The organism is Parafrankia sp. BMG5.11 (assembly GCF_004337455.1).
Window position 1 is genome coordinate 1 of record NZ_SJXI01000143.1, and the last position, 26,371, is coordinate 26,371.

At 70.2% G+C, this 26,371-nt stretch carries 25 protein-coding genes and 1 pseudogene; 7 read left to right on the forward strand and 19 right to left on the reverse strand.

What is annotated here, in order from left to right; translation table 11 throughout:
- The coding region (locus tag E0504_RS51015) for a hypothetical protein (RefSeq protein ID WP_165938862.1) at nt 1–246 on the forward strand (246 nt) is incomplete at its 5' end.
- 151 nt (nt 247–397) lie between these two features.
- Here the strand turns inward: E0504_RS51015 and E0504_RS53130 are convergent.
- Nucleotides 398–679: a group II intron maturase-specific domain-containing protein gene (locus E0504_RS53130; protein ID WP_243657967.1), complete on the reverse strand. Its 282-nt coding sequence runs from the start codon at nt 677–679 to the stop codon at nt 398–400.
- Between the two features lie 181 nt (nt 680–860).
- Nucleotides 861–1,577: a helix-turn-helix domain-containing protein gene (locus E0504_RS47390; RefSeq protein WP_243657968.1), complete on the reverse strand. Its 717-nt coding sequence runs from the start codon at nt 1,575–1,577 to the stop codon at nt 861–863.
- Nucleotides 1,578–1,818: 241 nt separating this feature from the next.
- On the opposite strand from E0504_RS47390, the gene E0504_RS47395 reads away from it, so the two are divergent.
- Nucleotides 1,819–2,784 carry an ERCC4 domain-containing protein gene (locus tag E0504_RS47395; protein WP_131627784.1) on the forward strand — a complete coding sequence of 322 codons (966 nt, stop codon included), beginning with the start codon at nt 1,819–1,821 and terminating at the stop codon, nt 2,782–2,784.
- Nucleotides 2,785–3,582: 798 nt separating this feature from the next.
- Here E0504_RS47395 and E0504_RS53875 read toward each other — a convergent pair.
- The 4 genes and pseudogenes from E0504_RS53875 to E0504_RS47415 form a co-directional block, all read right to left on the reverse strand.
- Nucleotides 3,583–7,887, reverse strand: a complete 4,305-nt coding sequence (locus E0504_RS53875) for a TIR domain-containing protein (RefSeq protein ID WP_131627786.1) — start codon at nt 7,885–7,887, stop codon at nt 3,583–3,585.
- 356 nt (nt 7,888–8,243) lie between these two features.
- On the reverse strand, nt 8,244–8,507 hold the full coding sequence (locus tag E0504_RS47405; RefSeq protein ID WP_243657969.1) for a lantibiotic dehydratase C-terminal domain-containing protein: 264 nt from the start codon (nt 8,505–8,507) through the stop codon (nt 8,244–8,246).
- Between the two features lie 52 nt (nt 8,508–8,559).
- Nucleotides 8,560–8,688 (reverse strand): annotated as a pseudogene (locus E0504_RS53145) (lantibiotic dehydratase); the annotation flags it as partial.
- Nucleotides 8,627–9,013: a hypothetical protein gene (locus E0504_RS47415; protein ID WP_131627788.1), complete on the reverse strand. Its 387-nt coding sequence runs from the start codon at nt 9,011–9,013 to the stop codon at nt 8,627–8,629. The pseudogene E0504_RS53145 and the gene E0504_RS47415, both read right to left, overlap by 62 nt.
- 111 nt (nt 9,014–9,124) lie before the next feature.
- On the opposite strand from E0504_RS47415, the gene E0504_RS51025 reads away from it, so the two are divergent.
- Complete coding sequence (locus tag E0504_RS51025) at nt 9,125–9,301, forward strand: hypothetical protein (protein WP_160144327.1); 177 nt, start codon at nt 9,125–9,127, stop codon at nt 9,299–9,301.
- A gap of 96 nt (nt 9,302–9,397) precedes the next feature.
- On the opposite strand, the gene E0504_RS47420 is transcribed toward E0504_RS51025, so the two are convergent.
- The gene (locus E0504_RS47420) at nt 9,398–9,961 is read right to left on the reverse strand and encodes a TetR/AcrR family transcriptional regulator (RefSeq protein WP_243657970.1); all 564 of its coding nucleotides are present in this window, start codon (nt 9,959–9,961) and stop codon (nt 9,398–9,400) included.
- Between the two features lie 85 nt (nt 9,962–10,046).
- On the opposite strand from E0504_RS47420, the gene E0504_RS47425 reads away from it, so the two are divergent.
- Complete coding sequence (locus tag E0504_RS47425) at nt 10,047–10,892, forward strand: SDR family NAD(P)-dependent oxidoreductase (RefSeq protein WP_165938863.1); 846 nt, start codon at nt 10,047–10,049, stop codon at nt 10,890–10,892.
- Between the two features lie 229 nt (nt 10,893–11,121).
- Here E0504_RS47425 and E0504_RS51730 read toward each other — a convergent pair whose 3' ends face one another.
- The 3 genes from E0504_RS51730 to E0504_RS47435 are packed head-to-tail and all read right to left on the reverse strand — an operon-like array spanning nt 11,122 to nt 12,883.
- The gene (locus E0504_RS51730) at nt 11,122–11,676 is read right to left on the reverse strand and encodes a hypothetical protein (RefSeq protein ID WP_200835418.1); all 555 of its coding nucleotides are present in this window, start codon (nt 11,674–11,676) and stop codon (nt 11,122–11,124) included.
- A 47-nt stretch (nt 11,677–11,723) separates the two neighbouring features.
- A complete protein-coding gene (locus E0504_RS51735; RefSeq protein ID WP_207974719.1) occupies nt 11,724–12,479 on the reverse strand; it encodes a hypothetical protein in 756 nt (251 codons plus the stop codon).
- Nucleotides 12,479–12,883, reverse strand: coding sequence for a hypothetical protein (locus E0504_RS47435; protein WP_131627794.1), 405 nt, complete (start codon nt 12,881–12,883; stop codon nt 12,479–12,481). The genes E0504_RS51735 and E0504_RS47435 overlap by 1 nt, the downstream gene beginning before the upstream one ends.
- 188 nt (nt 12,884–13,071) lie before the next feature.
- Between E0504_RS47435 and E0504_RS47440 the strand changes: the two genes are divergently transcribed.
- Nucleotides 13,072–14,574, forward strand: coding sequence for an anthranilate synthase component I family protein (locus E0504_RS47440; protein WP_112108209.1), 1,503 nt, complete (start codon nt 13,072–13,074; stop codon nt 14,572–14,574).
- Nucleotides 14,571–15,143, forward strand: a complete 573-nt coding sequence (locus E0504_RS47445; protein ID WP_112108208.1) for an aminodeoxychorismate/anthranilate synthase component II — start codon at nt 14,571–14,573, stop codon at nt 15,141–15,143. Before E0504_RS47440 ends, E0504_RS47445 begins: the two co-directional genes overlap by 4 nt.
- 13 nt (nt 15,144–15,156) lie before the next feature.
- Here E0504_RS47445 and E0504_RS47450 read toward each other — a convergent pair whose 3' ends face one another.
- Nucleotides 15,157–16,536 (reverse strand): PLP-dependent aminotransferase family protein, encoded by a 1,380-nt coding sequence (locus E0504_RS47450; RefSeq protein ID WP_112108207.1) that lies wholly within the window; start codon nt 16,534–16,536, stop codon nt 15,157–15,159.
- A 167-nt stretch (nt 16,537–16,703) separates the two neighbouring features.
- Between E0504_RS47450 and trpD the strand changes: the two genes are divergently transcribed.
- Nucleotides 16,704–17,837: an anthranilate phosphoribosyltransferase gene (gene trpD / locus E0504_RS47455; protein WP_131627795.1), complete on the forward strand. Its 1,134-nt coding sequence runs from the start codon at nt 16,704–16,706 to the stop codon at nt 17,835–17,837.
- Here the strand turns inward: trpD and trpA are convergent.
- The 8 genes from trpA to E0504_RS47495 all read right to left on the reverse strand — a co-directional run bounded on the left by trpA (nt 17,834) and on the right by E0504_RS47495 (nt 26,295).
- Nucleotides 17,834–18,679, reverse strand: a complete 846-nt coding sequence (trpA, locus tag E0504_RS47460; protein WP_112108205.1) for a tryptophan synthase subunit alpha — start codon at nt 18,677–18,679, stop codon at nt 17,834–17,836. The genes trpD and trpA overlap by 4 nt on opposite strands.
- Nucleotides 18,676–19,959 carry a tryptophan synthase subunit beta gene (gene trpB / locus E0504_RS47465; protein ID WP_207974720.1) on the reverse strand — a complete coding sequence of 428 codons (1,284 nt, stop codon included), beginning with the start codon at nt 19,957–19,959 and terminating at the stop codon, nt 18,676–18,678. Before trpB ends, trpA begins: the two co-directional genes overlap by 4 nt.
- A complete protein-coding gene (gene trpC, locus E0504_RS47470) occupies nt 19,953–20,762 on the reverse strand; it encodes an indole-3-glycerol phosphate synthase TrpC (RefSeq protein ID WP_131627797.1) in 810 nt (269 codons plus the stop codon). Before trpC ends, trpB begins: the two co-directional genes overlap by 7 nt.
- A gap of 127 nt (nt 20,763–20,889) precedes the next feature.
- Nucleotides 20,890–21,540: a DsbA family protein gene (locus tag E0504_RS47475; RefSeq protein ID WP_131627799.1), complete on the reverse strand. Its 651-nt coding sequence runs from the start codon at nt 21,538–21,540 to the stop codon at nt 20,890–20,892.
- Nucleotides 21,537–22,826 carry a flavin-dependent oxidoreductase gene (locus E0504_RS47480; RefSeq protein WP_131627801.1) on the reverse strand — a complete coding sequence of 430 codons (1,290 nt, stop codon included), beginning with the start codon at nt 22,824–22,826 and terminating at the stop codon, nt 21,537–21,539. The genes E0504_RS47475 and E0504_RS47480 overlap by 4 nt, the downstream gene beginning before the upstream one ends.
- On the reverse strand, nt 22,823–23,947 hold the full coding sequence (locus E0504_RS47485) for a monodechloroaminopyrrolnitrin synthase PrnB family protein (RefSeq protein ID WP_131627803.1): 1,125 nt from the start codon (nt 23,945–23,947) through the stop codon (nt 22,823–22,825). The genes E0504_RS47480 and E0504_RS47485 overlap by 4 nt, the downstream gene beginning before the upstream one ends.
- Before the next feature lie 85 nt (nt 23,948–24,032).
- Entirely contained in the window at nt 24,033–25,349 is a 1,317-nt protein-coding gene (locus E0504_RS47490; RefSeq protein WP_131627805.1) for a polyketide synthase, read from the reverse strand.
- On the reverse strand, nt 25,339–26,295 hold the full coding sequence (locus E0504_RS47495; RefSeq protein ID WP_112108199.1) for an SDR family oxidoreductase: 957 nt from the start codon (nt 26,293–26,295) through the stop codon (nt 25,339–25,341). The genes E0504_RS47490 and E0504_RS47495 overlap by 11 nt, the downstream gene beginning before the upstream one ends.
- Nucleotides 26,296–26,371: the final 76 nt, after the last annotated feature.

Sequence of the window (26,371 nt, forward strand, 5' to 3'; positions counted from 1 at the left end):
AACACCACACAGAAGACACAGGCCCAGGCGGTCGAGCGGATCCTCTCGGCGCTCGACGGAATCAAGAACATGATCGCTTCTGTCCCGGTCGCCGACCTCACGGCCGCCCGGATCCCAATGCAGTTGCACACTCTGCTCGTCGGGCTGGACGGATCGGAGACAGTCACCGGGGGAGCCGACGTTGTCGATCATCTTGAGTCGGCCTCTACCGAGGAGCTCTTCAAGTTCATCGACAGTGAACTCTGATCCTCTATCCCCCAGGGCCTCCGACGATTCCCCGCGCCGGTCCCGGGAGTGTCCGACTGTCGATCGGTTAGCCCGGGGGAATTGCACCCCCGGGCCCCCACAGAACGAAGCGCGACGGTCTCCCATCACTTCGTTCTTCTCACCCAATCCGTCAGAAACTGGTGACCCACGCCCAACGGGCGAACAGGTGGGGCTGCCTACACAGCAGACCCTTCCACCAACGTTTGACCTCCTTGAACAACCGCAGCCGTCTGAACTTCCGCCTGGCCCACCGCACCAGGTAGGTGTTGACACGTTGCAGCAGACCGCACAGCGCGGATCGACTGAACCTCCCATAGCAGTTCGTCCAGCCGCGAACGACCGGATTTATCCACTCGGCGAGCGCCTCAATGTCATCGGTGGTGCGCAGGTGGATCCGCCACTGGCGGACCACACCTCCTCCATCTTCTTCAGGGCATCCCGGCGAGCCGGCCGGATCGGTGGATCTCATGCGGCCGGGTCGAGACGTTCGCCCCCCCCACTCCCCGCCTATGACCCATAGGTTTCCGGCGACGGTGAACGACCGGCATGCGGCAGACGAGCGCGTGTCGGCGTACGGACGGGCGAGGTGGTTGTCACGCTCTGCCGGCGACGAGGTAGTCGAAGGCGGGTGGCGGGCCGACCGTGCGTTCCAGGGTTTCGATGACCTTGCGAGGGTTGTCATATGGGCCTGACTGGTAGAACGGCTTGCCGCCTCTGCCGAAGGTGATGGCTGGGGGCCCTTCCCATGCGCCGAGCTGGCCGGCGGCCTGGGCGAAGTCGGCGTGGGGTTCGAAACCGAGGCTTCGGGCGTATCCCACGGCGCCGAGGACAATGTCCGCGGCGAGGTCGATCGGCGCGTCCTGCCATCCAGCGGGGTAGGCGGCGTAGTACTCGGGCAGGAACTGGGACAGCTCGACGTCGGTCTTGATGTCAGGGCCGAAGGCGTTTTTCACGCCCAGGCAATAGACGTCCACCAGGTACCCGCACACCGACGCCCTGTCCCAGCGATGCTTGCGGGCTACCAGCACGCTCACCAGGCCGCCGGTGCTCTCCTCATCGTCCTCGGGGGAGAGCGCCTCCGCGGCCCAGCCACGGGACGGGTTGACCGCCAGCCCCCGACTCCAGCCAACGTTGACCCAACAGCCGACGACCGGCGGTAGCCCGGCTGTCGCCCGGGCCTGCGCTGCCGCGGCCCGCACGAGGGGGGCGACCCGCGAGGGCGCAACGCCCAAGGCACGAGCTATCTGCTTCGGCGACTTCCCCTCGCCGCGTAGCCGGGACACCTGATCGCGTAGCTCTGCATCGTCCACGATCAAGGAATCATAGCGGCGCAGCTCGTACCCCAGGCCGTCTACCTGCCATCACGACTACCGCGGCCGGCGGGCGAACGACCACGGCGCGACCGGAACGAGCGTTTCGAGCCGATCAGGACTCCTTGTCGCAGTTCACTGGCCGTGCTCGGTTGAGGCTGACTCAGCCCGGCAGTAAGGGCACGGTCGGGCCGACAGGACGGTCCGCCCGTGCCTCGGCGTACGGGGGAAGACTGGCCGCATGGAGTTGCTGATCGCCCGCAACCCGGATCCGGATTCCCGGCTGCCGTACCTGCTGCGTCTTCCTCTGGCCGGTGGGTTGGTGTTCCGCACTGCCGGGACGTGGCCTCGGACCACAGCGCTGTACTGCTACCCGCTGTCGAGCGTCGACTGGCCGGAAGCCGCGGAGATCGTCGAGCGGGTGCCGTTGCGGTCCTGTGTCCGTCGTGGCGCGGCCATCGATCTGGTCGCCGACCGGGCCCGGGAGAACCGCTCCCAACTGGTGTTCACCACCGCGCGGGGGCGCGACGCGGTGTTCTGGCAGTCCCCGCGGACCCGTAAGCAGGCCCGGCCGAATGTCCGCACCCCCACCGCCCGCGCCGGCGGTGTCACCGAGCTGGAGATCGTGGTCGACTCCCACGAGAAGTACCCCTACCGGTTCGCCACCCAGCAGGTCCGCACCGTGCGCCGCGCCCTGCCCGCGGGCGACTACGGCCTGCTCATCGACGGGCGGCTGGCCGCCGCGGTGGAACGCAAGTCCCTGCCGGACCTCGTCACCAGCCTCACCACCGGCAAGCTGCGCTACGCCCTGGCAGACCTCGCCGCCCTGCCGAGGGCCGCCGTCGTCGTCGAGGACCGCTACTCCCAACTGTTCGCACTCGACAAGGTGCGCCCCGCCCTGGTCGCCGACGGTCTCGCCGAACTGCAGATCCGCTGGCCAGGCGTGCCGATCGTGTTCTGCGAGACCCGCCCCCTGGCGGAGGAGTGGACCTACCGTTACCTCGCCGCCGCCCACATCTGGGCCGCCGCCGAACAGGCGGCGCTAACCCGCATCGGCCCGCTCGGAGGCGACCTCGACCACGCACCCGCGGCCCCCGAACCCACCACCGCCGAGGTACGCACCTGGGCCCGCGCCCACGGCATCACCGTCCCCGACCGAGGACGGCTACGACCCGACGTCTGGGACGCCTGGCGCGCCGCGCACTGACCCCGGTCGACCCTCATCAACAAGCGCTTTCGCATCTCAACGAGAGAACCACGACCACGGGGGCAAGCTCCGACATCGACCCATACGCACCAGCCAGAAGGCCGCTGAACTACCTGATCTTGGCGGCGTTCCCATTACCGGCATAGCCGTCGCGGCGGATCTTCGCATGGACCGGTTCCACCGATACGGTCGGGCCGTTGACCTGCAGGTTCAGGTTCGCATTAATGCTGGCTGGGTGCACTGGTCACCGCGACCAACGGTGCGACCTGGGCATTTGGCCAGATCAGGATCTTGGCGACCAGCACTAATGCGAACCTCCATAGTGTGGCTGTCCACATGCGTAGCGCAGCTGTGGTGCCCGTGCCAGTCCAGAGATGCCACGCTTGTCCGTCCAGCGACGGTGAACGATCAGGTGGTGCTCGGGCCAGCCTGACATGCCGGTGCCGGCCGCCGCTTCCCACGGCGGCGGCCGGCACCGGCCTACCTCGGCCCCCAGGACAGGCCACAAAGCGCCGATCGGCCGGCTCGGTACTCTGGCGGCTACGCTCGCTGGTCGTGGAGGACGTGGCAAACGAGGGTGACCGGATCCGGCTCACGGCGCTGGGACCTGCGCAACTCCGGCACTCCGACCTCGGCGGACCGGCGCCGGCGGGATCCTCGCCAAACGGGCGCGGACTGTCACCTGGCGGCGGGAGGAAGCCGGACACGAAAGGCGGCGCGTTCATGATTCCGCCGTCAGACCTTCAGACCCCGCTGCTCGGCAGTCGCACCTGCGGGGCCACGGCGTCTACTCTCGTGTCAGCATGTCGTTTGATAGGGGATCCCGGGCACCTCGTTCAGCCACTCGGTAGCCGACAGCCCTCGACCGGCGACGCTACAGGCCCAGGTTCGCAAAACACCGTTGTCAAGGTCGGAAATGCGCTGGATGTCGTAAAGCCAGAGTGCACGCTCATCGCTGATGGCGGAATGGTTGCTGCTGATGGTCGCGAGACTCCCGCCGCGTGGATGGAACACGACCGCTCCGAGACTCCTGCCCTCAAGATCTGCCGTTCGAGTCGGATTCTTCGGGTCGTGCACGTCGTAGATCCGCAGCCGACCCACATCCGCGGTGGCACCGATCGAGTCAGGGATGTGGCTGGTAGCGACCAGCCGGCGGCTGTCGGGGCTGAACGCCACCGCGCCGAGGTCCTGATCGTCATCGATGCTGGTGACGAGAGCGGGAGAACCGAGACCGTGAAGGGCGTAGAGCCGTAGCCGTCCACCGCCTCCGCCTTCGCCAACGAAGCTGGTGGTGGCGAGCAGGTCGCCGTCAGGACTGAACTTGACATCGCCGGGATGTTGGTCATCGTCGATGCTCACGACGCGGGCCGGGGACTCGGGACGGCGGATGTCGTACAGCAGCAGCCGCCCGCCGCTGCCGGCGAAGACGCTGCTGACAGCGGCAAGTGTGCTGCCGTCTGGGCTGAAGGCAACCCCTGCGAAGCTCTGATCGCTGTCGACGCTGGCGGCGAGTACTGGCTTGCGCGGGTCGCGAACGTCGTAGAGTCTCAGCAGGCCGTGCCCGCCAACTCCCGTGGTGTTGCTGATCGTCGCGAGGATCCTGCCGTCCGGGCTGAACTCGATCCCGACCGGCTGGCGGTCATCGTCCATGCTGGCGACGGGGTCCAACCGGTGCGGGCCGGCGAACGTGTACAGCCGCACCAGCCCACCGTTCCCGGTGCCGCTGTTGATGTAGCTGATGGTCGCGATGACATGACCGTCGGGGCGGAAGGCCACCCCGTCGGGATTCAGTCCGTCGTTCATGACGACAGTGGGGGTCGGAGCACGAGGGTTCTGGATGTCGAAGATTCGGAGCTTTCCTTTGCCATCGGAACCGGTGTAACTAACGGTGGCGAGGACGTCGCCGTCAGGGCCGAATGCGACTCCGTCGAGGGCCGGGTCGCTCACTGTGGCGTCGAGAACCGGCGTATGAGGATCATCTAGGTCGTAGATCCGCCCGCCGTGAGTGGCGAGGGTACGGCCATCGGGACCGACTTTCACCCCGTTGAGGATGGGGTCGTTCATGCTGGCCATAAGAGTCGGAGTGCGGGGATCGCCGAGGTCGTACAGCCGCAGCCATCCTCCGTTCGCATTGCCGGGGATATCGCTGGTGGTCACGAGAGTACGGCCGTCCGGGCTGAACGCCACGCCGTCGAAGTTCTTTTCGTTGGTGATACCGGCGGTGAGGGTCGGGGCGCGGGGGTCACGGACATCGTAAAGAGTCACACCGCCACCGCCACCGCCGGCCGCGGCAAGTGTTCCACCCTCCGGGCTGAACGCCACCCGGCTGTAGACGTGGCCGTCGTCGACGGTGACGATGACGGCCGGAGCACGGGGATCGCGGACGTCGTAGAGACGGACCTGGCTTCCGCTGATGTCACCGCCGATGTCGCTGAGGCTGGCGAGCGTGCGGCCGTCGGGACCGAACGTGATCCCGTTGGGAGCGAGGATGTTCGGCTCCTCGATGGTCGCGATCAGCGGCAGCTGAGGATCATGGATGTCGTACAGGCGCAGGAGCCCCCCGACGGCACCATTACCGGACACCGCGAGAGTGTGACCGTCCGGACTGATCGCGATCCCGCTGAATCCCGCGCCAGCCAATCGTGGGGGGCCACCAAAAGCGGCCATGAAAGTGGCGGTGAGAGTGGCGGTGGAATCGTGGATGTCGTACAGCCGTACCTGCGCTCCGCCGTCGGCGGAGCCGCCGGCCACGAGGGTGCGGCCGTCCGGGCTGAACTCGACCGCACCGAGATCCGGGCCACCGTCGATGTTCGTGATGAGGACCGGTTTGTGGATGTTTCCGATGTCGTACAACCGCAGCCGGTACTCCTCGGTCTCAAGAAGATAGCCGGCGGTGGCGAGTAGATGGCCGACCGGGCTCAGCGCGACTCCTACGAGAGACTCGTCGGAGTCGACCGCGCTGACCCAGGGGGCACGGTTGAGCGCGCTCGCGAGATCGCTGCGGGTGTCAAACGTGGACACCATCCACTCGGCGGCGATATTCAGCCGGAGAGCCGTTATGGGATCGCGGGCGCGGATCTGATCCGCCCGAGCGAGCAGGGCGCGGGCGGCGGCCAGATCGCGTTGTCTGAGTGCCTCCTGCCGCTGCCGGCCGGTGCTGATCCACTGGATCGTGGTGGTGATCCCGCCAGCTGTGACGAGGAGCAGAAGAACTGTCAGGACGGCCACGATTCGTCGTCGACGTCGCTGGCCATGGCGGCGGCTGGCGGTGAGGAAGGCCCGGCTGGCGGGAGTGAGCTCGTCGCGGTGCAGGGCGGTGAGGACCGCGACGGCGAGGGCAAGGCTCCACAGCCGGCTGCTTGGCTGACCGGCGCGCTGCCAGTCGGCGGCGGCGCCTTCTGCCTGCGTGCGTTGCCGAAGCCGGTCGGAGGCGCTGGCAACCGCCTCGGCTAACGGAGGCCAGGCGTTGAGTAGCCGCTCGTGGGAGACCTCGACCGTCACAGCTCCCCCACCGGAAGCGTCGACCGTGAGGAGCCGGCGCGCGACAAAGGGCGTCAGCATGGCACGCACGGTGTCGGACAGCTGGTCGAGTCCGACCCGCCGGCGACTGGGCCTGCCATCCGCGTCGACCTCCACCAGTTGCAGCAGAGCGGCCAGCACTTGTTCCGCGCCGGTCCCGACGACGGTGCCGCTGGCGGAGGCACCGGCGCTGGCTCTGCCGCTGGCTGTGGCTTCGGTGAGGGCGGCGTCGGCGTGTTCGACAAGGGCGCCGCGGACTCCGCCGGTGGCGGCATACAGGGCTGCGGTCAGCACGGTCGTGCCGGTCTCCCTGGCCCTCGCGTACAGCCGTTGCAGTGTGTAGGCCAGCAGCGGCAGGGCTTGTCCGTCCCCGGTGTCGGTGACCATCCGGGCGACCAGTTCCTCGTCGACCGTCAGCCCAGCCAGCCGCGCCGGCATCGTGATCACCAGCGGAAGAAGCTCGCGGCTGAGCGGGCTGAGCGCATCGACGCGTAGGTGCAGCTCGGCGGGAGCGGCCGCTTCGATGAGGCGGTCGACGAACTCGGAGCGAAGCGTCGCCACCGCCCGTACGGGCCCGCCTGTCGCCTCGGCCAGCAGGCCCAGAAACGCGCGCTGTTCGTCCGGGCCGGTGCGTAGCAGAAGCTCCTCTGCCTGGTCGATGACGAGAAGTATCCGCCGCGCCGGCGAGGACGCCGCCAGCAGCTCCTCGGCGATCTCCCGCATGTCGCCGGCGGCGAGGCGGTCGGCCAGCGAGCCGGCCTGCCAGTCCATTCCGTGCTCCGCACCGGCCGCCGCGAGCACCGCGGCCAGGGCGACCACCGGCCTACCGGCCGGTACCAGCGGACGTAACACCAACCAGTCCTCGTCCCTGTCCAAGGTGGGTGCGAGACCGGCCGCGACCAACGACGACTTTCCGCACCCCGAGGGTCCGATCACCACCAGTAATCCCGCCATGTCCCCGGCGGGGGACCTCAGCTTGTCTGCCAGCAACCGGATTTCCTCGTCCCGGCCCTTGAAGACCTCTGCCCTGCTCGCATCGAATGCCGCCAGCCCGGGAAACGGTGACCGGCCGGGCCGCCACACCGCATCTCGGGCCACCGGGCCCCCCGGGAAATGCGGCGCCGCGGACGGCATGCGGCTGCCGGGAAAGGTCGGGGAGTTCTCAGGTTTCGCCCGCAGACCGGCCGCCGCCGCCTGAAGCCGACGGCTGGCCTCCTGCCGTTCCAGACCGAACAGGTCGATCCCGACCACCTGCCCCAACAGGCCGGGCTGGGGGCAGTCCTCCACCCGCACCACCAGCAACCCGCGGTCGGCCCCGGACGGGTCCCTCGCCCATGCGGCCTGCCACTCCGCCTCGCGGTACGCCGAGGTCAGATATGCCTCTGACAACACAGCCAGCGTCCGCGTCGCGTTCATTGCCGCCTGGTGCATCTCGTGGACGAAATGCGATCCCGGCCGGAAGTCCCATGACTGGAGCACAACAGGATGTCCAGCTTCCTCGAGCTGCCAGGCCACCCATTCGGCCCAAGCACGATCCGCTTCCGCGTACGACACGAAGAAATCGACGCCATCATCAGCAGGCACAGCGCAGTCATCCCCCCGCCAGCCCGAAGCCGACCAGTGCCGCGAGATCCGACCACCTGGCGGGTCTCGCTGGCAGCGATTCTGCCACCATCAGTCGCCCACCAACTGAGCGGCTGAGCGGCGGAGCCGATGACCACGCGAACCAATAGGAGATCTGGCCACCCAACGTAACTCCTGCCGGCTGAGACTCAGGAACGCCCAGCGTTCCGGTTCCCAACGTAGCCGGTCCGACGAATCTTCGCGTGGACAGGTTCGATGGACACGATCAGGCCGTTGACCTGCAGGTTCAGGTTCGCATTAATGCTGGTTGGGTGCACTGCCGGGCGCATGTACTGCTTCCACGCATTCATGGTCCGTCAGTCCCGTGGCAGGAGGGCTGTGGCAGCCGCGTGGGCGAGGACGGCCTGGCTGGTGGCGGACGGGCCGAGCCGGTTCCAGTGGAAGATCAATACGTGTGTGAGGATCGCCCGGAGCCCCCGGCCGAGGTGTGTCTGTGCGGCGGCGTCGCCGAGTTGGCGGCCGGCGGTCTGGAAGGCTGCGAGCCAGGGGGCAGCGTGGGCGAACGCGTCGAGCCCGGCCGCTCTGGGCCGCCAGCGGCTGGCCGGGCGCCCCGGTCGCAACGTTCGCACTGTTGTAGGTCGCGGCCAGCCGGTCACGGTCGGCCTGATCGAGCAGGTGGGCGAACCGTCCGGCCATGCTGGTGCAGGTCCGCGGAGCCGCAGTGACCCGTAGCCGGAAGTCACCGCGGCTGATCGCTTCGGTCGAGACGGCCCACACCTCGACGTCGGCGTCGTAGCCCATCCAGCTGATCGTCTCGGTCGCGCTGGGCTGGAAGGGTGCCGTGAACAGGGGCCCGGGCCTGGATGGTGTCGCCGTCGTGGTAGCAGACGTGCGGGACGGCGAAGACCCACCGGTGGACGTGGATGGTCTGGGCCTGGGCGGCGGTGCGGACCTCGAACGCGAGGCTGGTCGCCCAGCTGGCCAGGTAGTCGTAGTCGCTGAGGATCAGCGCGGCGGCGCCGGCTCGGCGCTCATCATGGCGCTGCGCCAGCTCGGCAGCGCGGTCGGTGTCGCTGTTCTCGGCGCGGTGTACCGCGCCCACCTCGACATAGATGGCCTGTGCCACCCGCGTCGGCCCATGCGGCGCGACGGGGTATCTCGGCCGGCCTCACCGTGGGCCCACCAGCGTGGCTCGGAGGATTTGCTGCGGTCCGCCCGCGCTGCCTTCGTCCACGGCATGGACACAACTCTCTGGATCTGCGCCACCCTCGGCACCGCCACGCTGATCCTCACCCTCCTCGCCCTGCCCGGCCAGCACACACCGATCACCCGACCCCGGCCCAGCCCACACCTCAACCGGCGGCAAGAACGAGCCGACGCGAGGACGAGCAAGCGGCGGCTGTCGCGGGCGTAGGCGACCCGGGTTGAGGGGTCGTCCGGTGAGCGCGTCCGCGGTGGTGGGCAGCGGTATGCCGGCGCCAGCGAGCGGGTAGCTGGTGGGTGGAGGGGCTTAAGAACATCGCCGCAGCGCTCGGAGGGCGAGTTCGACATAGTGCTCGATGTCCGCGGTGTCCGGATGTGGGAGGAGTTGGAGTATCCGCACGAGGCCGAGGAACTGATAGGCGATGTCGGTGGCCGTGATGTCGTCGGCGAGGGTGTGGTCGGTTCGGGAGCGTTCGACGGCGTCGTGTCCGACGCCGGTCAGGTGGGCGAGGCACCGCTGCAGGTCGGCGCCTGAGGGTTCGGCGTTCGCGAGCAGGTCGACCGCCGCCCGGTTGCGGACCAGAGGCATCAGCGCCGTGGTGAAGAACGCCCGGAGGGCGTCGATCGCGGGCTGATCCGGCGGGAGGCCGGACGTCGCGAGGCCGGCCAGATCGGTACCGGTGACCTCGTGCACCAGGTCCTGGCGTGTCGGGAAGTGCCGGTAGAGCGTGCCGACACCCACTCCCGCTTCCTTGGCGATGGCGCGCATGTCGACGTTCAGGCCGCACTCCCCCAACATCGTCGTGGCCGCCTCGACGATACGGGCCCGGTTGGCGACCACGTCGCGCCGCGGGCCCTGCGTGCGCTCCACGACGACAAGCCTAGCGGCCCGCCCCGCCGATCGGAACGCATGTTCCGATGTGCTATCTTCCCAAAAACGGAACGCATGTTCCGAAGTGGTGGGAGTGGCGATGAAAACGGTCGTGATCACTGGAGGAACCGACGGGATGGGGGCTGCACTCGCGCGTCACTACCTGCGGGAGGGCAACCAGGTCGTCGTGGTGGGCCGCAGCCGAGCCAAGTTCGAGGCGCTGCTCGCCTCGTTGGCTGCTGACGGCGTGGCCGCGACCGGTCGCGCGTCGTTCCTCGCGGCCGATCTTTCCCTCGTCGCCGAGAGTGAACGGGTGGTCGAGCAGATACGGGCGTCCCACGAGCGCATCGACGTACTCGTGCTGGCCGCGTCGTTCATCCGCCAGAAGCGCCACGAAACCGCGGAGGGGCACGAAGCATCGTGGGTGCTCTTCTTCGTCTCCAAGTACATCCTGCTCACCGGGCTGGCGTCACTGCTCGCGGACAGTGATCGTCCGACGGTCGTGAACACGTCGGTGCCGGGCGCGAAAGCCGGGGCGATCGATTTCGATGATCTCGAATCCGCGCAGCGCTTCAGCTTCGTCCGATCCAATGCCCAGCAGCGGCGGGCCAACGAGCTGCTCGGCATTCTCGTGACCAGTGACAACCCGGCGCTCGCCTATATCACGTGGGGACCCAGGCGGCTGGTCAGGACCAGCCTCGCCGGCGACGTCGGACGAGCAATGAAAATCGCCTCCGTCCTTCTGGGGGCCGTCGCCGGGCAACGGCCAGACGACGCCATAGCGCCGATCATCACATTCGTCGCCGACCCGCCCGCTGGCCGCGCCGCCTACCGCGGCGCCACACAGGTCGCCCTTGTCCAAGGCCCGCACGATACCGACGATGCTCGCCGGCTCGCGGCCGAGACCACTGCCCTCGTCACCGGCCGCTGAGCGGTCTTTACGGGTCGAGTGCGGCCGGTCGGCGGCAGGGCTGACGGCGTACCGGCCGTACAGTTGACGATCGGTGCCGGGTCTTTCACTGTCGGTCGTGCGTAGTGTGCCGCCTACAAACCCCCAGCCGACTCCTTCACCTGCGTTCCGCGTAACTCGGTCTGCCTAGAGTGGCGATCATGGCTGTGACCTGGGTGGACATGCCGATGTGCCGCTGCGGGCCGTTTCTCTAGGCTCCAGCGGGTTTCGGGGCGGGTCCGGTCGGGGTTCCGGCGCGCTGAGCCCGGTGGATCGTGTGCGGTGGGGTGATGTGCAGGGCCGCGAACAGGTCGCGGGCGGGCTTGGTCAGTTCGGTGACCTGCTGGAAGGTGCCGGCGGGGCCGGTGAAGGTGCCGATGTGGATGCGGTCGAGTTCGCGGCGCATCCGGGTCCAGGTCATGCCGGTGGCGTTCTCGGCGACGCGGACGAGCAGGAGAGCGGGCCAGCAGAGCAGGACGTGGGCGCGGATCCGTTCTTCGAGCCGGTGGTAGACGGGTCGCAGTTGAAGGACGGTCTTCATGTCGCGCCAGCTGCGCTCGACCTCGAGCAGCTGCTTGTAGCCCAGGGCGATGTCCTGCGCGCTCATCGTGGGGTCGGCGCAGCGCAGCAGGTACTTGCCGTCGAGGTTCTCCTCGGCCTTCGTTCTGGTCTTGTCGGTGCGCAGCAGCCCGCCGGGGGTGATGCGCAGGAACCGGTTCAGGCCCGGCATCGTCGAGATCTTCCCGCGCAGCTCGGCTCGTTTCACCGGGGTGAGCGTGTCGCTGCCGGCGATGAGATCTTCGAGCTGGTGGATCAGCTCGGCGCGGGTCGCCGCGTCGCGCGCCGCGGCGTCGGGATTGAAGCAGACGACGAACCGGTCGGCGGTCGCCTCAGCGGAGCCGGACCGTGCTCGTCGGTGGCGGGCTCGCCGCGCCAGTCGCGCGGCACGTCGCCGTCGGGGTCCTCGGTCTCGAAGTAGGTGGAGGTCGTGTCGAAGAACAGCAGGTCGACCTGGAGGTTGAGCAGGTCCGCGACCTGGAAGTAGACCTGCTTCTCCAGCTCGCCGCGGACCTGGTGCAGCCAGTCCATCGCCCGGTAGCAGGCATCGTCGGACACCTCGCCGAACCCGTCGTTGTGCACGTCGTGGCTCATCCACTCCGCGGCGGCCAGCTTCGAGGCCGGGGCGAGTGCCCGGTTGGCCACCAGGGCGAACAGCACCCGCTCCGTCGCGGCCGCGTCGCGGGGCCGGCCCCGGCCGGACGCGACGAGGCGGCGGACGGCCTGCTGGTCGAGGTCGTCCTCGCGGCCGAAGACGAAGTTCGGGGCCTTGAGCCGTTCCGGGTGGTCGCGGCAGCGCTCCTGGGCCGCCGTGATCGCGGCGTTGGTGAACGAGATGAGCGCGACGCCACGTCGGGGGTCGAGGCCAGGCCGCAGAATGAACCGCTCCACGATGCTCTGGGTCTTGCCTGCTCCTGGGCAGACCCTCACGACCTGGCTGCCCGGTGTCTCGATCAGCAAGCGCTGGGCCGGGCTCGGGTTGAAGCGCAGCCCGGTGGAGGCGTCCGACATCAGGAGACCTTGATCACTTCGGTGATCGCCTGGGCGAGGTACTCCGGGCAGGCGAAGTCTGGGCCGATGAGGGTGGCCAGGTCATGGGCGAACTCACCCTTACTGATCAGTTCCTTGTCGGCGTACGGCGCAAGGTAGAGGGCCTTGGCCTGATCGCCCCCCTCGACGCTCTTCTGCCGCTTCTCCTCGGAACGGGGGTGTTGCTTCAGATAGGCAGCACGCAGCACCCGCTCGTTGGCGTCGGCGGCCCCCAGCAAGTCCGCTTCCAGCGTGTAGGGCGCCTCGGCGACATGCAGGATGTCGCTTGCGCCGACCTCCACCGCGAGGGCCTCAAGAGCCTGAACCGCCCGCACCCCGATCGAGCAGCCGCAGGCGGTCACCGCCGTGATGCGACTATGGCTCACCCGGCCGCATGGTGTCGCGCCACAATGACCCGGATCGGTTGACCCACATCGCGCTCTGGCCGGGCTCTGGCCGGATTCGTCGCGGCATTGGCGAGTGGTCCGGTCGACGGCGCATCCGATGGTCTGGCCCGCTCACTGCGGAAATGTTCCACTGACCTCCGCCCGGTCGTGACCGTCGGAGGAGAAGAATGTCTGCCACCGCAGAAAGGGCCGACACGCCGCTGGACGTGTCGGTCGAGGCCACGCCGCTGCCGACTGACGACGCGGACGCGCTGGAGGTGTTTCTCGCGCTGCGCGACCGGCTCGGCGACGAGGAGGTGTTCCTGCTCGAGGACCTGCACCGCGACCAGGCCGGCCAGTGGCAGGGGAGCGTCGTCGGCATCGGGCGACTCGCCGAGATAACGGTCACCGGTCTGCAGGTGCGGGCCACGGGAACAGGGCCCGTGGCGAACGCACTGCGTGCCCACTGCGCCCGGCACACCCGCGACGGATCGCGGCTAGCCGGCCCCTCGGCCGTCTGGGATCTCCTGCGCGGCGCGCTGAACCTGTTCCGGGTCCACACCGCGGTCCCCACGTCCCGGTTCGCGTTCGGTTTCCTCACCTCGGTCGCCTATGACGCCGCCGCTCTGATGGAGGACCTCCGCCCGCGGGAGGCCGAGCCCGATGTCCCGGACCTGACGGTCACCCTGTTCCAGCGGACGATCTGGTTCGACCGGCAGCAGCGCAGCCCGGTCGTACTCACGGCCACCGGGCCCGACCTGCCCGTCCCGTCCCCCCTCGAGCTGAGCACGGACGTCCCGTTCGCCCCGGCCGCGGTGCCCGACGCGCCCGCCGCGCTGTCGGTGCACGACACCGTGGACCGCGCCGAGTTCCTCGGCTGGGTGCAGCGCTGCCTCGACCACATCCGCGTCGGTGACGTCTACCAGATCCAGGTCGGCCACCGGATCGACATCCGGTCCCGGCTGGGCCCCACCGGGGTCTACCAGCGACTGCGGGCTCGCAACCCGTCGCCCTACATGTACTTCGTCACCCAGGCCGGCGTAACGCTGATCGGCGCCAGCCCCGAGGTGCTGTTCCGCATCCAGGACGGCCGCGTCGTCATGCGGCCCATCGCGGGCACCACCCGTCGGGATCCCACCGGAGCCGACAACGAGCGCCGGGTCGAGGAGCTGGTGAGCAGCGTGAAGGAGCAGGCCGAGCACATCATGCTGGTCGACCTGTCCCGCAACGACGTCAGCAGAGTCTGCCGGCCAGGGTCGCTGGCGGTGGACGCGCTGATGGCGGTCGAGGAGTTCTCCCACGTCTTTCACCTGGTCTCCACGGTGTCCGGGCAGCTCACGGCCCAGGCCGACGTGTGGGACACCCTGCAGGCCACCTTCCCGGCGGGCACGGTGACCGGCGCGCCGAAGATCCGCGCAATGCAGATCATCGACGAGACCGAGCGCGAGCGCCGCGGCATGTACGCCGGCGCCGTCGGCCTGCTCGACGTCCGTGGCTGGAGTGAACTGGCGCTGTGCATCCGCACGATCGTCCACCGGCGCTCTCCCGAGCCCGACGGCGATGTTCACCACTACTCCACGCAGAGCTGCGCGGGCGTGGTGGCCCTGTCCGAGCCGAAACGCGAATGGGACGAGACATTGGCGAAGATGAGCGCCACCTACTGGGCGGTCACCGGAAACGAGCTGGCATGACCGTATTCGTGGTGGATGCCTACGACAGCTTCGTCCACATCATCGTCGAGTACCTGGGGGCGCTGGGCGCGGACACGGCGGTGGTCCGGTCCGGGATCCACACTCCGGACGGGCTTGCCTCCCGGCAGCCCAGCGCTCTCGTGCTCGGTCCCGGGCCCGGGCACCCCGCCGACTCCGGGCACGTGGAGCTCGTCAACCGCTTCGCCGGCGAGATCCCGCTGCTCGGGGTATGCCTGGGCCACCAGGCGATCGCACTCGCCTTCGGCGGCACGGTACGCCTGGCGGACAATCTGATGCACGGCCGGACCAGCACGATCGCCAACGACGGCGCCGGGGTGTTCGCCGGTCTGTCCGACCGGCTCACGGTCACCCGTTACCACTCGATCGTGGTCGCCGAGCCGCTGCCCGCGGGGCTGGTGGCCACCGCGCGGTCGACCGACGACGGTCACCTCATGGGGCTGCGTCATCGCGACCTGCTGGTCGAAGGCCTGCAGTTCCACCCGGAGAGCATCGCCACGCCGGACGGCTCGGCCATGCTGGCGAACTTCCTCGCCGCCGCGGTCTCCTGACCGCTGCGCGCACCTACCGGCGCCCGGCGCCGCGCTCGTCCAGGTGGCCGATCAGCGCGATCGCCTCGGCGATGTGGTCCCGCTCGACGGCTCCGTACCCGACCACCAGCGCGGGTTCCGCCGCCTGCCGGTCGGTGCGGAAGTCCCGTCCCGTCTGCGCGAGGACGAAGCGTCGGCCGGCGACCAGGGCCAGGCGGGCGTCGTCGACACCGGCCGGCAGTGCCACATAACTGTGCGAGCCAGCCTCGACACCAAGGGTCCTCGCGCCCGGCAGGTAGGAGGCGACCGCGCTCCTGAGGGCGTCATGCCGCGCCCGGTACATCTCCCGAACCCTGCGGATGTGCTGGTCGAACAAGCCCCTGGAGACGAGGTCGGCCAGGGCCAGCTGGGTGAGCCTGTCCGGCGCGCCCAACCATCTGGCCTGGCCGCGGCGCAGCGCGTCGAGCACCTGGGGCGGCCCGACCAGCCAGCCGAGCAGGGGGCCGGGCCCGAGCAGGCTGCGGGTCGAGCCGGCATACACGACCCGGTCGGGCAGGCGGCGCTGGAGAACCAGCGGAGCGCTGCCGCCCCCGAACCAGAGGTGGCCTTCCGGATCGAACTCGATCACCCAACCCCGCGCCTGTTCGGCCCAGCCCACGAGCGCGTCCCGCCGCGGCGCGGAGAGCGCGACGCCGGTCGGCAGTTGCTTGACCGGGTTGACGAGCACCGCGCGGGCACCGGACCGGGCCAGGGCGGCCACGTCCAGGCCGGCGTCGTCGACCGGGACGCCGATCACCTCGGTGCCCGCCCTGGAGACCACTCTCCGGTGCCGCGGGTCGCCCGGGTCCTCCACGGCCAGACGGTCGATGCCGAACTCACGCAGAACAGCGCACACCGCGGTCAGGGCATGGGTGAACCCCGAGGTGACAGCGATCTCCGACGGCGCCGCGGTCACGCCGCGAACCCGGCCGAGATAGCCGGCCAGCTCGGCGCGCAGCTCGGGCGCGCCCAGCGCGTTGTGCGCCGGCCGCTGGCCCCGGTCCATCGACCGGACCACGCCCTCGTAGGCGATCAGCCATTCCCGGCCGGGGAACAGCGCCGCGCCCGTCGCGCCCGCCCTCAGATCGAACCGGACCGGGTACGGCGTGACGGCGGTGGTGTCAGGGAACGCGCCGACCGGCAGGTGGGACGAGACCCGGGTACCCGAGCCCTGGGCGGCGCGCAGGTAGCCCTCCCCGACCAGCTGTTCGTACGCCTGGACCACGACGCTGCGGGACACCCCGAGGTCGCTCGCCAGGCTCCTGCTCGACGGCAGCCTGGTCCCCGGGGGGAGGGTGCCGTCGAGAACACGGCTCCGGACAACCGTCTTGATCTGCGTGGACATCGATACCGCGGAACCGCGGTCGACGTCCATCGAAAGCATTCTCGACATTTCTTCTCTTCCAGGTTCCAGAAGATTCGCTCGCTGATCGCCGCACCGGCGGCGCTGTCGAAATGGACCGGCCGCACCGGCCCGTGGCGGTCTTGTGACCCGGCGCAGGCGCTGACAGCCTGACTTCCACCAGACGGAGGGAGACAGCCATGGCCGAGCAGGAGAGACGTCCTGTTACCGACGCGGCCCGCTGGACCTCGATCCTGTCCGCGCTCACGAAAGGCCGGGATCTCGCCGGGCCGGACGTCGAGTGGGTCATGAACGAGGTCATGCGGGGCGCGGCGGACGACGCCCGGCTCGCCGGGTTCCTGGTCGCTCTGCGCGCCAAGGGCGAGACGGTCGCCGAACTGGACGCGCTGCTGCGCGCGATGCTCCGCCACGCCGTGCCCGTCCAGGTCGACGGCCCGGTCCTGGACATCGTCGGCACGGGTGGAGACCACGGCGGCACGGTGAACATCTCCACCATGTCGGCGGTCGTCGCCGCGGCCGCCGGGGCCCGTATTGTCAAGCACGGAAACCGCTCCTCGTCCTCACGATGCGGTTCCGCCGATCTGCTCGAACAGCTCGGCGTGGCGATCGACCTGCCGGCCTCGGCCGTGCCGGCATCGCTCGACGAGGTCGGAATAGCGTTCTGTTTCGCTCCGGTGTTCCATCCCGCGATGCGCCACGCGTCGCCCGTCCGCCGCGCACTGGGCCTCCCGACCGCCTTCAACGTGCTGGGCCCGTTGAGCAACCCGGCCGTACCCGCCGCCTGCGCGGTCGGTGTCGCCGACCGGCGGATAATCCCCGTGGTCGCCGGCGTGCTGGCCGAGCGTGGCGCCCGCGCCCTGGTGTTCCGCGGCGACGATGGTCTCGATGAGCTGACCGTGACTACCACCTCGCAGGTGTGGGCGGTGCAGGACGGAACGGTTCGCGCGGAGGCGTTCGACCCCCGGGCGGTCGGCATCCACCGAGCGGGACCTGATGCGCTGCGTGGCGGGGACCCGGAACACAACGCGACTGTGGCCCGCGAGGTGTTCGCCGGCTCGCGCGGACCCGTCCGCGACGCCGTGCTGCTGTCCGCCGCGGCCGGACTGGCTGCTGCCGTGCCCAGCGCCGAGCCGGTGGCGGCACGCATCGGGGCGCAGCTCGCCAGGGCCGAGCGGGCGATCGACGAGGGCCACGCCCAGGCGTTGCTGGAACGCTGGGCCGCGGTCAGCGCCAGGCTGGCCGGCACGCGACCGGCTGGCGATGTGCCGACAGCGTCCGCCGCCACCGCGCCACACCCGCGCCTCGCCGGCTAGGCCCCGCGAACCCCTCGCGCCAGGTCGGCGGCGAGGCGGCCCACCGCCCGGATGCCCGCGGCCTCCGAGTCCGCGTCCAGCAGCCGTCGCACGAAGGCCGCTCCGACGATCACCCCGTCGCACTCGGGCGCGATGGCGGCGGCCTGCTGCGGGGTGGACACGCCGAGCCCCACGCACACCGGGATGTCCCGCGCCGCGCGGACCCTGCGCACCAGCCCGGCGGCGACGGCGGCCTGCGCCCCGCCCGTCCCGGTCACCCCCATGAGGGATGCCGCATACACGAAACCCGTCGAGGCCTGCGCGGTCAGACTGATCCGTTCCCGGGTGGAGGACGGGGCGACCAGGTACACGCGGTGCAGCCCGGACTCGGCCGAGGCAGCGCTCCAACCGCTGGTGCCGGCCTCCTCCGGGATGAGGTCCGGGGTCACCAGCCCGTGCCCGCCCGCCTGCGCGAGCCGGCTCGCGAACCTCGCGACGCCATAGCGTTCCACCAGGTTCCAGTAGGTCATGCACAGGACCGGAACGTTCCGGCCGGTGACCGCCGCGACGATGTCGAACAGGTCGTCGGTGGTGAAGCCGGCGGCCAGGGCCGCCGCGGTGGCCCGCTGGATCACCGGGCCGTCCATCACCGGGTCGCTGTAGGGCAGGCCCAGCTCGATGATGTCGACACCGGACTCGGCCATGGCCTGCGCCGCCGCCACCGTCGCGCGGGCGGACGGGAACCCCGCGGGCAGGTATCCGACCAGTGCCGCGCGCCCCTGGGCTCCGGCGTCGCGCAGCGCAGCGGTGAGCCGGTCCGTGGCACCGGTGTGCTGATCCGTGCCGCCGTCGTGCCCGGTCACCCGTCGCTCCCCTGAAGTCCGAAGTAGCCGGCCGCGGTGCCCATGTCCTTGTCTCCCCGGCCGGACAGGCAGACGACCACCAGTGGTTCCCGGCCCAGCTCGGCGGCGAGCCGGGGCGCCAGCCGCAACGCGCCGGCCACCGCGTGCGCGGACTCGATCGCCGGGATGATGCCCTCGGTTCGGCTCAGCAGCCGGAAGGCTGCCATGGCCTCGTCGTCGGTCACCCGTTCGTAGTTCACCCGCCCCTGGTCGCGCAGCATCGCGTGTTCGGGCCCGACACCCGGGTAGTCCAGCCCCGCGGAGATGGAGTGGCTCTCCCGCGTCTGCCCGAACTCGTCCTGGAGCAGGTAGGTGCGCGCGCCGTGGAGCACCCCCACCGAGCCTCCGGTGATGGACGCGGCATGGCGGGGGGAGCCGTCGCCCGCGCCGCCGGCCTCCATGCCGTACAGCCGCACCGACTCGTCCTGCAGAAAGGGATGGAACGCGCCGATTGCGTTGGACCCCCCGCCGACGCAGGCCACGACCGCGTCCGGAAGCGCGCCGTGCGCGACGCGCATCTGCCGCCGGGTCTCCACTCCGATGACGCGGTGGAAGTCCCGGACCATCGCTGGGAACGGATGTGCGCCCGCCGCCGTGCCGAGCAGGTAGTGGGTGGTGCCGGCGTTCGTCACCCAGTCGCGCAGCGCCTCGTTGATCGCGTCCTTGAGCGTGCGGCTGCCGGTGTCGACCGGTACCACGGTCGCTCCGAGGACGGCCATCCTGGCCACGTTGAGCGCTTGGCGGCGGGTGTCCTCGGCGCCCATGTAGACGACGCACTCCAGCCCGAGCAGCGCCGCCGCGGTGGCGGTGGCCACGCCGTGCTGACCTGCCCCCGTCTCGGCGATCAGACGGCTCTTGCCCATGGAACGGGCCAGCAGAGCCTGGCCGAGCACATTGTTGATCTTGTGTGATCCGGTGTGGTTGAGATCCTCGCGCTTGAGCAGGATGCGCGCCCGGGTGCCGGCCGCGAGGCGGGTGGCCTCGGTGAGCAGGCTCGGCCGGCCCGCGTACCCCGTCAGGAGGCGGGCGAAGTCGGCGAGGAACGCGGGATCCGTGCGCGCGCCGTGGTAGGCCCGGGTCAGTTCGGTGAGGGTCGCCATCAGCGCCTCCGGCATGAACTGGCCGCCGAACCGGCCGAAGTGCCCCGCCCGGTCCGGCAGGACGCCCGCGGGGGCGGCCAGCGCCTCGACGACCACATCGAGGTAGTCGACGTCGCCGCGCAGCGGGTTCCCGGTCAGCACGGGACCGCCCGCCGTCCGGCCTCGACCAGCGCGGCCACCGCGTCGGCCGGCTGCCCACTGACGACGAGCGACGAGCCGACCAGGACCGCGTCCGCGCCCGCCGCCGCATAGGCCCGGACGTCGTCGGGCCCCCGTACCCCGGACTCCGCGACGCGGACCACATCGCCCGGGATCGCGTGTGCCAGCCTCGTGAGGATGCCGCGGTCGACGGCGAGCGTGGTCAGGTCACGGGCGTTGACGCCGACGATCTGCGCCCCGGCGTCGACCGCCACGGCCAGCTCCGCCTCCGAGTGCACCTCGACCAGCGCCGCCAGGCCGCAGTCGGCCGCCTCGTTCAGCAGGCTCGCCAGCTCGCGCGGCTCGAGCGCGGCGACGATGAGCAGCACCAGATCCGCGCCATACGCGGCGGCCTCCACGACCTGGTACGGATGCACGACGAAGTCCTTGCGCAGCACCGGGACACCGACCCCTTCCCGGACAGCCGCGAGATCGTCGAGCGTCCCGCCGAAGAACCGCGGCTCGGTGAGAACGCTGATCGCGGCGGCTCCGCCCGTGGCATAGGCCGCCGCCAGCGCGGCCGGATCCGCGATCGGGGCCAGTACGCCCCGTGCGGGGCTGTTGCGCTTCACCTCGGCGATCACCCGCACACCCTCGGGCGCGCGCAGCGACGTGATGATCTGAGCGCCCGACAGCCGCGTCGGTCGGTCCTCCGCCCGGCGCCGCAGGCCGGCGATGCCGACCTGCGCCATCCGCCGGGGCAGCTCGGCGCGCTGAGACGCCAGGATCTCCGCCAGGACGCTCATCGGTGCCGCCCCGGCGGTGGGAAGACTGGCGTGGGGGTGCGGTGTGCCTGGCGGAGTCTGCGGATCGACCCGGCACGCGGCGGTCGCGGCCCGGCGTCCGGCCGGCCACGGTGACCAACGGGTGTTGTCACGATCTCTCACTCCCGGACGCGTCGGTACGAGCAGCAGCCAGCAGGGCGGCGAGGTAACGGGAGGACGACTGGTAGTGCTCGATCCGGGTGCTCCGGTCGAACACGACTACGGGGACCGCGGCGCACTCGACGCGGGTCTCGGTGATCCTGGCCCGCACCGCGGCCAGGTACTCGTCCGAGGCGACGAGCCGCTCGGCGCGCGCGGGCGCCACGCCCGCCGCGACGGCGCACCGCACGAGCACCTCGGCGTCTGCGACGTTCCCGCCGTGGACGAACCACTCCGCGAAGAGGTTCTCCTCGACATCGGCGCGTACCCGCCATCCGTACTCGCGCCCGGCCATCCAGAGCAGGCGGTGCGCGTGGACGGTGTTCACCGCGAGTGCCTTCTCGTTGTTGAACCGCACGCCGAGCCCCGCGCCGGCGGCGGTGACCTTCTCGCTCATGCGGCGGGCCCGGTCAGGCCCGTACTTGCGGCCGAGGAAGTCCAGGACCGGGACGGGTCGTTCCGGATTCTCCCCGTCGATCTGATAGGGGTGAGCAAGAACCTCGATGCGCTCCTCGCCGTACTGGGCGGTCGCGGCACGGAGGTTGCGCACGGCGAGGTAGCACCATGGGCACGAGATGTCGGAGTACACGTCGATCCTCACCCGCCACCGCCTCGCTGCCCGGCGACCGGGCCGGCCAGATAGGACGCACGGGTGTTCACGGTGTGCGGGTCGAAGCCACCCTGACGGGCATAGGAGCGCGACAGCGCGTCGAGCTCTTCGGCCGGGATCACGTCCTCGACGGACTCGAACCCGTTCGGGGCGCGCTCGTCGGCCATGTCGATCACCATTTCCGGTCCTCTTCTGCGGCCCGCCCCCTGCAGTTCCGCCATGGTGGGCCGACGCCGGCGGTCATAGGCCGCAAGTGCCTCGTCCAGGTCCGGATGTCCCGCCAGCGCGCCGGCGAGCGCCCGGCCGTCCACGATGGACTGGGTGGCGCCGTTGGATCCCATCGGGTGCATGGCGTGCGCGGCATCGCCGAGCAGGACGACCCGGCCGCTGGTCCAGCCCGGTAGCGGGTCGAGGTCCACCATGGGATACTCCAGCGCCTGTTCTGCCGACAGGACCAGCCGGGGGATGTCGAGCCAGTCGTACGCCAGGTCGGCGAAGTCCTCGATGAACCGCCCGGGCTCGACCGGGCGGTTCCAGTCGGCCCGGTCGACCACTTCACCCTCCCGTGCCTGCCGGGCCACGGCCCAGTTCATCAGCACCGGATCCGCGGGCTGCAGCGGTCTGGACATGGGATAGACCACGGCACGGCGGCCACGGTCACCGGCGATGATCATCGTGCGGCCGTCGAGGAAGGGACGCGCCCACGCGGTGCCCCGCCAGACGACGAAACCGTTCCACCGCGGCCCGCCGTCGCGTGGGTGCATGGCGGCCCGGACCGCGGAGTGGATGCCGTCGGCGCCGATCAGCAGGTCCGCGTACCGGCGGGATGCGGTGGCGCCACGGTGTTCCACACCGATCGCCACCTCGCCGATCGGCGTGTTCTCGAAGTCGGTCACCCTCGCGTCCAGGACGACCGCATCGTGCCCGAGGCGTTCCCGGACGGCTTCGAGCAGCACACTGTGCAGCCGCCCTCTGGGAACCGACAGCTGGGGCCAGCGGTAACCGGCCGCGAGTCCTCTGGGCTCGTTCCAGATCAGCGAGCCGAAACGGTTGTAGTAGGAAAGGCTCCCGGTCATCACCGCGACCTCGGCGAGCCGTTCCAGCAGGCCGAGCTCGTCGAGCTCGCGCACGGCGTTGGGAAGGATGTTCAGGCCGACCCCGAGCGGTCGGATCCGGGGCACCGACTCCAGCAGGGTGACATCGGAGAATCCGGCTGCCCGCAGGCTCAGAGCCGCCGATAGCCCGCCTATCCCCGCCCCGGCGATGACGATTCTCACGTGGCGGCCCCGGCTGCCCGAGCACGGGTGTCCGGCCCGCTCATCTCCTTGGTGACCTGGGAGTTCTGCCTGGTCAGGACGATGATCTCGCGTAGCAGGTCGACGCTGGCGCCACCGCTGCCGACCGGGTAGAGCCGCAGATCCTCCTGATAGGCCTGCCGCGCGATGGTGAGGTGGCGTCCCCGGAAGACGAGCATGGTGCGCAGCACCCGGGCGAGCGCACGGGCGCTGGAGACCAGAGTGGGCGCTGCGCGGTCCGCGGTGCTGCGATCGTCGCCGTAGGCGTCGATCACAGCTGTGACCAGCGATGAGGTGCCGACCCAGGCCGTGTGTAGTTCCCGCCATCGCGGCAGGCTGTAGGGCACCGAATGGTCGAGGAAGTCCAGATAGTTCCGCTCCCCGCGGTCGGAGGCCCACACCGCCTCGTCGACCAGCCACAACGGAACCTGCGCCGCGGCGGGCCCCAGGTACTTCCGCCCGTCCACTTCCACGTCCTCGAAATAGGGGCGCAGTGTGCGGGCGAAGAACTGTGGGCTCACGTGTTCGCCGACCAGTTTGATCGCCTCAACCATCGGCTGCAACTCCCGGTCAAGCGCGTCCGCCAGCACCGCGAACTTCGGATCGGCGGGCTCCACGTCACGGAGAATGTGGCACATCTCCAGCGCCGCACGCAGGTGGGGAAAAACGATGCGCACGGCGTTCTGCAGATGGTTCTCCTGGGCGTCTCCCGTGTACATGCGCTGCCGCTCGCAGAGCGGGTTCCAGGTGCAGTAGTGATGCACGATGTCCCTGGGGACGAGATCGGTCCTGTTTCCGAGTTCGACCAGGAGCGGGCCCACCTCGGGGACCAGCCCGACCGGTTCGTGGCCGTGCCGCTTGATCGATCCGAGGAAGAGGCCGACGTCCCGCATGGCCGCCAGGCAGTCGTCCATGTCGAGGTCCGCCAGTCCGCGTGCGTCCGGCAGGAGGTCGCGCAGCGATCCGACCAGGCTCGTGACGTCGGCACGCCGGTTCATCTCAGGAAGCCGGCCGCACACCTCGTCGGCACCGAGCGGATCAATGGCGCGTACATGCTCGATCTGTATGTCGTTTCCGTGAAGTAAGGAGCCACGGAAAAACATCGTTGCCTCCAGGATGTTCTGGGGAACAGCAGCGAGGCGAGCCAGAAAAGTGGCATGGAAAGGCCCGCACCTGCCGACGCCCGGATTACGGTCGCCCGCCGGGCGCCCTTTTTTCCGGGGTCGTCGTGAGTACCACGTGAACGTTGGTCGAGGAAACACCCTGGCCGTTGACCGCCGCGACGACGGGCGTTCCCCGGTCCGGCAGCCTGGTCAGGATGGTCGGCACGGCGAGGGGAACACGGTCCCAGTCGACCGCCGGGTGGGGAGTGGTGAAGTGGAGGCTGGCGGGAACGGCTCCGTGCTCCAGGCACAGCACGGTCTTGATGAGCCCGGCGACGCCGCCCGCGGCCTCGGCGTGGCCAATGTTGGACTTGAGCGAGCCGACCAGGCAGGGTCGGCCGGCCGGGCGCCCCTGCCCCAGCACGGCGGTGAGCGCGCGCAGCTCCGCCACGTCGATCCGGGTGCCGGTGCCGTGCGCCTCGACATAGTCGACCTCGGCGGGCGCGATCCCGGCGTCCAGGTAGGCACGACGCATCGCTTCGGCCTGGCCCTTCTCCGAGGGGTGCAGCAGCGTCTCCTTGTCCCGGCCGTCATTGGTGACTGCGCTGCCGGCGATGACGGCGCGCACACGGTCGCCGTCCAACAGCGCGCGGGCCAGCGGCTTGAGCAGCACCACGCCGGCCCCCTCGGCCCGCACGAAGCCGTCGGCGGACGCGTCGCCGAACTTGCACCGCCCGTCGGGGGAGAGCACCCCGCCGCGACCGAGCATGACACCGGCCTGCCGGCCCGACAGCAGGCTGACGCCGCCGGCAAGGGCCAGCTCCGCGTCCCCCGCGCGCAGGCTGCGGCAGGCCAGGTGGACCGCCACCAGGGAGGACGCCTGCGCCGCGTCCACAGTGACGGAGGGCCCTCGGAGATCGAACGTGTGACTCACCCGCCCGGAGAGAAGGCCGCGCTGGTGGGAGCCCACGAAGTCACCCAGGTCGAGCCCGGCGGACCGGGACCGGAGATCCCAGAAGTCCGAGGCGGACTGCCCGACACAGACGGCTGTGGGGCTCCCGGCGATGCCGGCCGGGTCGAGGCCGGCGTCCGCGATGGCGTCGTGCACGACCCGCAGCAGCACGTGCTGCTGGGGATCCATCCGGGCCGCCTCGTCGGGATCGATACCGAAGCGGGTCAGGTCGGAACAGCCGGCGCCGTCGATGTGCCCGGCCCGCCGCAGACCGGTCCCGGACCGGGCCGGCCCGACCGCATCGCGCGCCTCGGCCAGCAGACGCCACAGCTCCCGCGGACCACGGGCGGACGGCAGCTCACAGCCCATGCCGATGACGGCAACCGCGCTCTCCCGTCCTTCGACGGTGACCGAGCCCTCCCGCCTCTCCCCGGGACACTCAACTGCCATGGTCGGCTCTGACCGGATCCGGCGTCCCGGCGCCGTTCGAGCTGGCGGCCGCCCATATTTTCCAGGGCTGGGCGGCGACCCACTCGTTGATCGGGGTGAGGCGGATGCCCAGGACACGCTCGACCTCGTCGTGGTCGGCGACGAAGAGCTCGGCGTCACCGCCGGTGCAGGCCCACCGGTAGATTCCCGCCACGCCTGCCGCGGCAGGCGTGGCGAGCACCGTCCGCAGCCCCGTCTCGAAGTCGTTCACCTCCAGCGGAACGTAGGCGACGTCCCTGCCGAGCACGGCGGCGAACACCTGTGCCAGCTCTCCTCCCGTCACCGTGTCGGGGCCGCCCAACGACAGCACCGTTCCCTCGAGCCCCTCACCGCGCAGGGCCGCGAGGGTGGCCGTGGCCAGGTCCGCGTGCGAGAGCCAGGAGACCCTGCGCCCCTCGGGCAGCGGATAGGCCAGCACCCCGTCGTTGATCAGCGCGGGCCCGTTCCACGGGCTGAACAGGTTGTCCAGGTACACCGGCGGGCGCAGCACGACCGTCGGCAGATCACCGTCCGCCAGCACGGCCTCGGCGGCGCGGCGGGTCTCATAGGCCGCGTACGGGGTGACCTGCCCCGGCAACGGGGTGTTGGTGTTGTAGACCAGTCGGGTCACGCCCGCCTCACGCGCGGCGGCGGCCACATTGCGCGCATAGGTCTGGACCAGGTCCACGTCGTAGACCAGCGGCAGCACCACGGATGCGTGCGTGACGCCGACAAAGGCCTTGCGGACGTCGTCGAGCTCGGCGAGGTCGCCCAGAACGGTCGGAAGCTCTGGTGCGCCGGGGGCCGGTGCACCAGAGCCCCGGGCGAACCCGCGGACATCGAGGCCCTCGGCGAGCAGGGCTCGGGCCACGGCGTCTCCCTGGAAGCCACGCGCTCCGATCACCAGATATGTGCGGTCCTCTGACATGGTTTCTCGCCCTTTCGTCGCTGTGCTGTCGTGGGCCGGCGGCGGCCGCGGACGCACCGGTCGCTGTGTCGTGATG

What these genes read in the sequence shown, in the direction of transcription:
- E0504_RS51735 (WP_207974719.1), bottom strand. Translation starts at nt 12,479, where the DNA reads ATGTCGGACGCCTCCACCGGGCTGCGCTTCAACCCGAGCCCGGCCCAG.
- trpC (WP_131627797.1), bottom strand. Translation starts at nt 20,762, where the DNA reads ATGAGCGTCCTGGCGGAGATCCTGGCGTCTCAGCGCGCCGAGCTGCCC.
- E0504_RS47440 (WP_112108209.1), top strand. Translation starts at nt 13,072, where the DNA reads ATGTCTGCCACCGCAGAAAGGGCCGACACGCCGCTGGACGTGTCGGTC.
- E0504_RS51025 (WP_160144327.1), top strand. Translation starts at nt 9,125, where the DNA reads ATGGACACAACTCTCTGGATCTGCGCCACCCTCGGCACCGCCACGCTG.
- E0504_RS47495 (WP_112108199.1), bottom strand. Translation starts at nt 26,295, where the DNA reads ATGTCAGAGGACCGCACATATCTGGTGATCGGAGCGCGTGGCTTCCAG.
- E0504_RS47450 (WP_112108207.1), bottom strand. Translation starts at nt 16,536, where the DNA reads ATGGACGTCGACCGCGGTTCCGCGGTATCGATGTCCACGCAGATCAAG.
- trpD (WP_131627795.1), top strand. Translation starts at nt 16,704, where the DNA reads ATGGCCGAGCAGGAGAGACGTCCTGTTACCGACGCGGCCCGCTGGACC.
- E0504_RS47395 (WP_131627784.1), top strand. Translation starts at nt 1,819, where the DNA reads ATGGAGTTGCTGATCGCCCGCAACCCGGATCCGGATTCCCGGCTGCCG.
- E0504_RS47445 (WP_112108208.1), top strand. Translation starts at nt 14,571, where the DNA reads ATGACCGTATTCGTGGTGGATGCCTACGACAGCTTCGTCCACATCATC.
- E0504_RS47485 (WP_131627803.1), bottom strand. Translation starts at nt 23,947, where the DNA reads ATGTTTTTCCGTGGCTCCTTACTTCACGGAAACGACATACAGATCGAG.
- E0504_RS47490 (WP_131627805.1), bottom strand. Translation starts at nt 25,349, where the DNA reads ATGGCAGTTGAGTGTCCCGGGGAGAGGCGGGAGGGCTCGGTCACCGTC.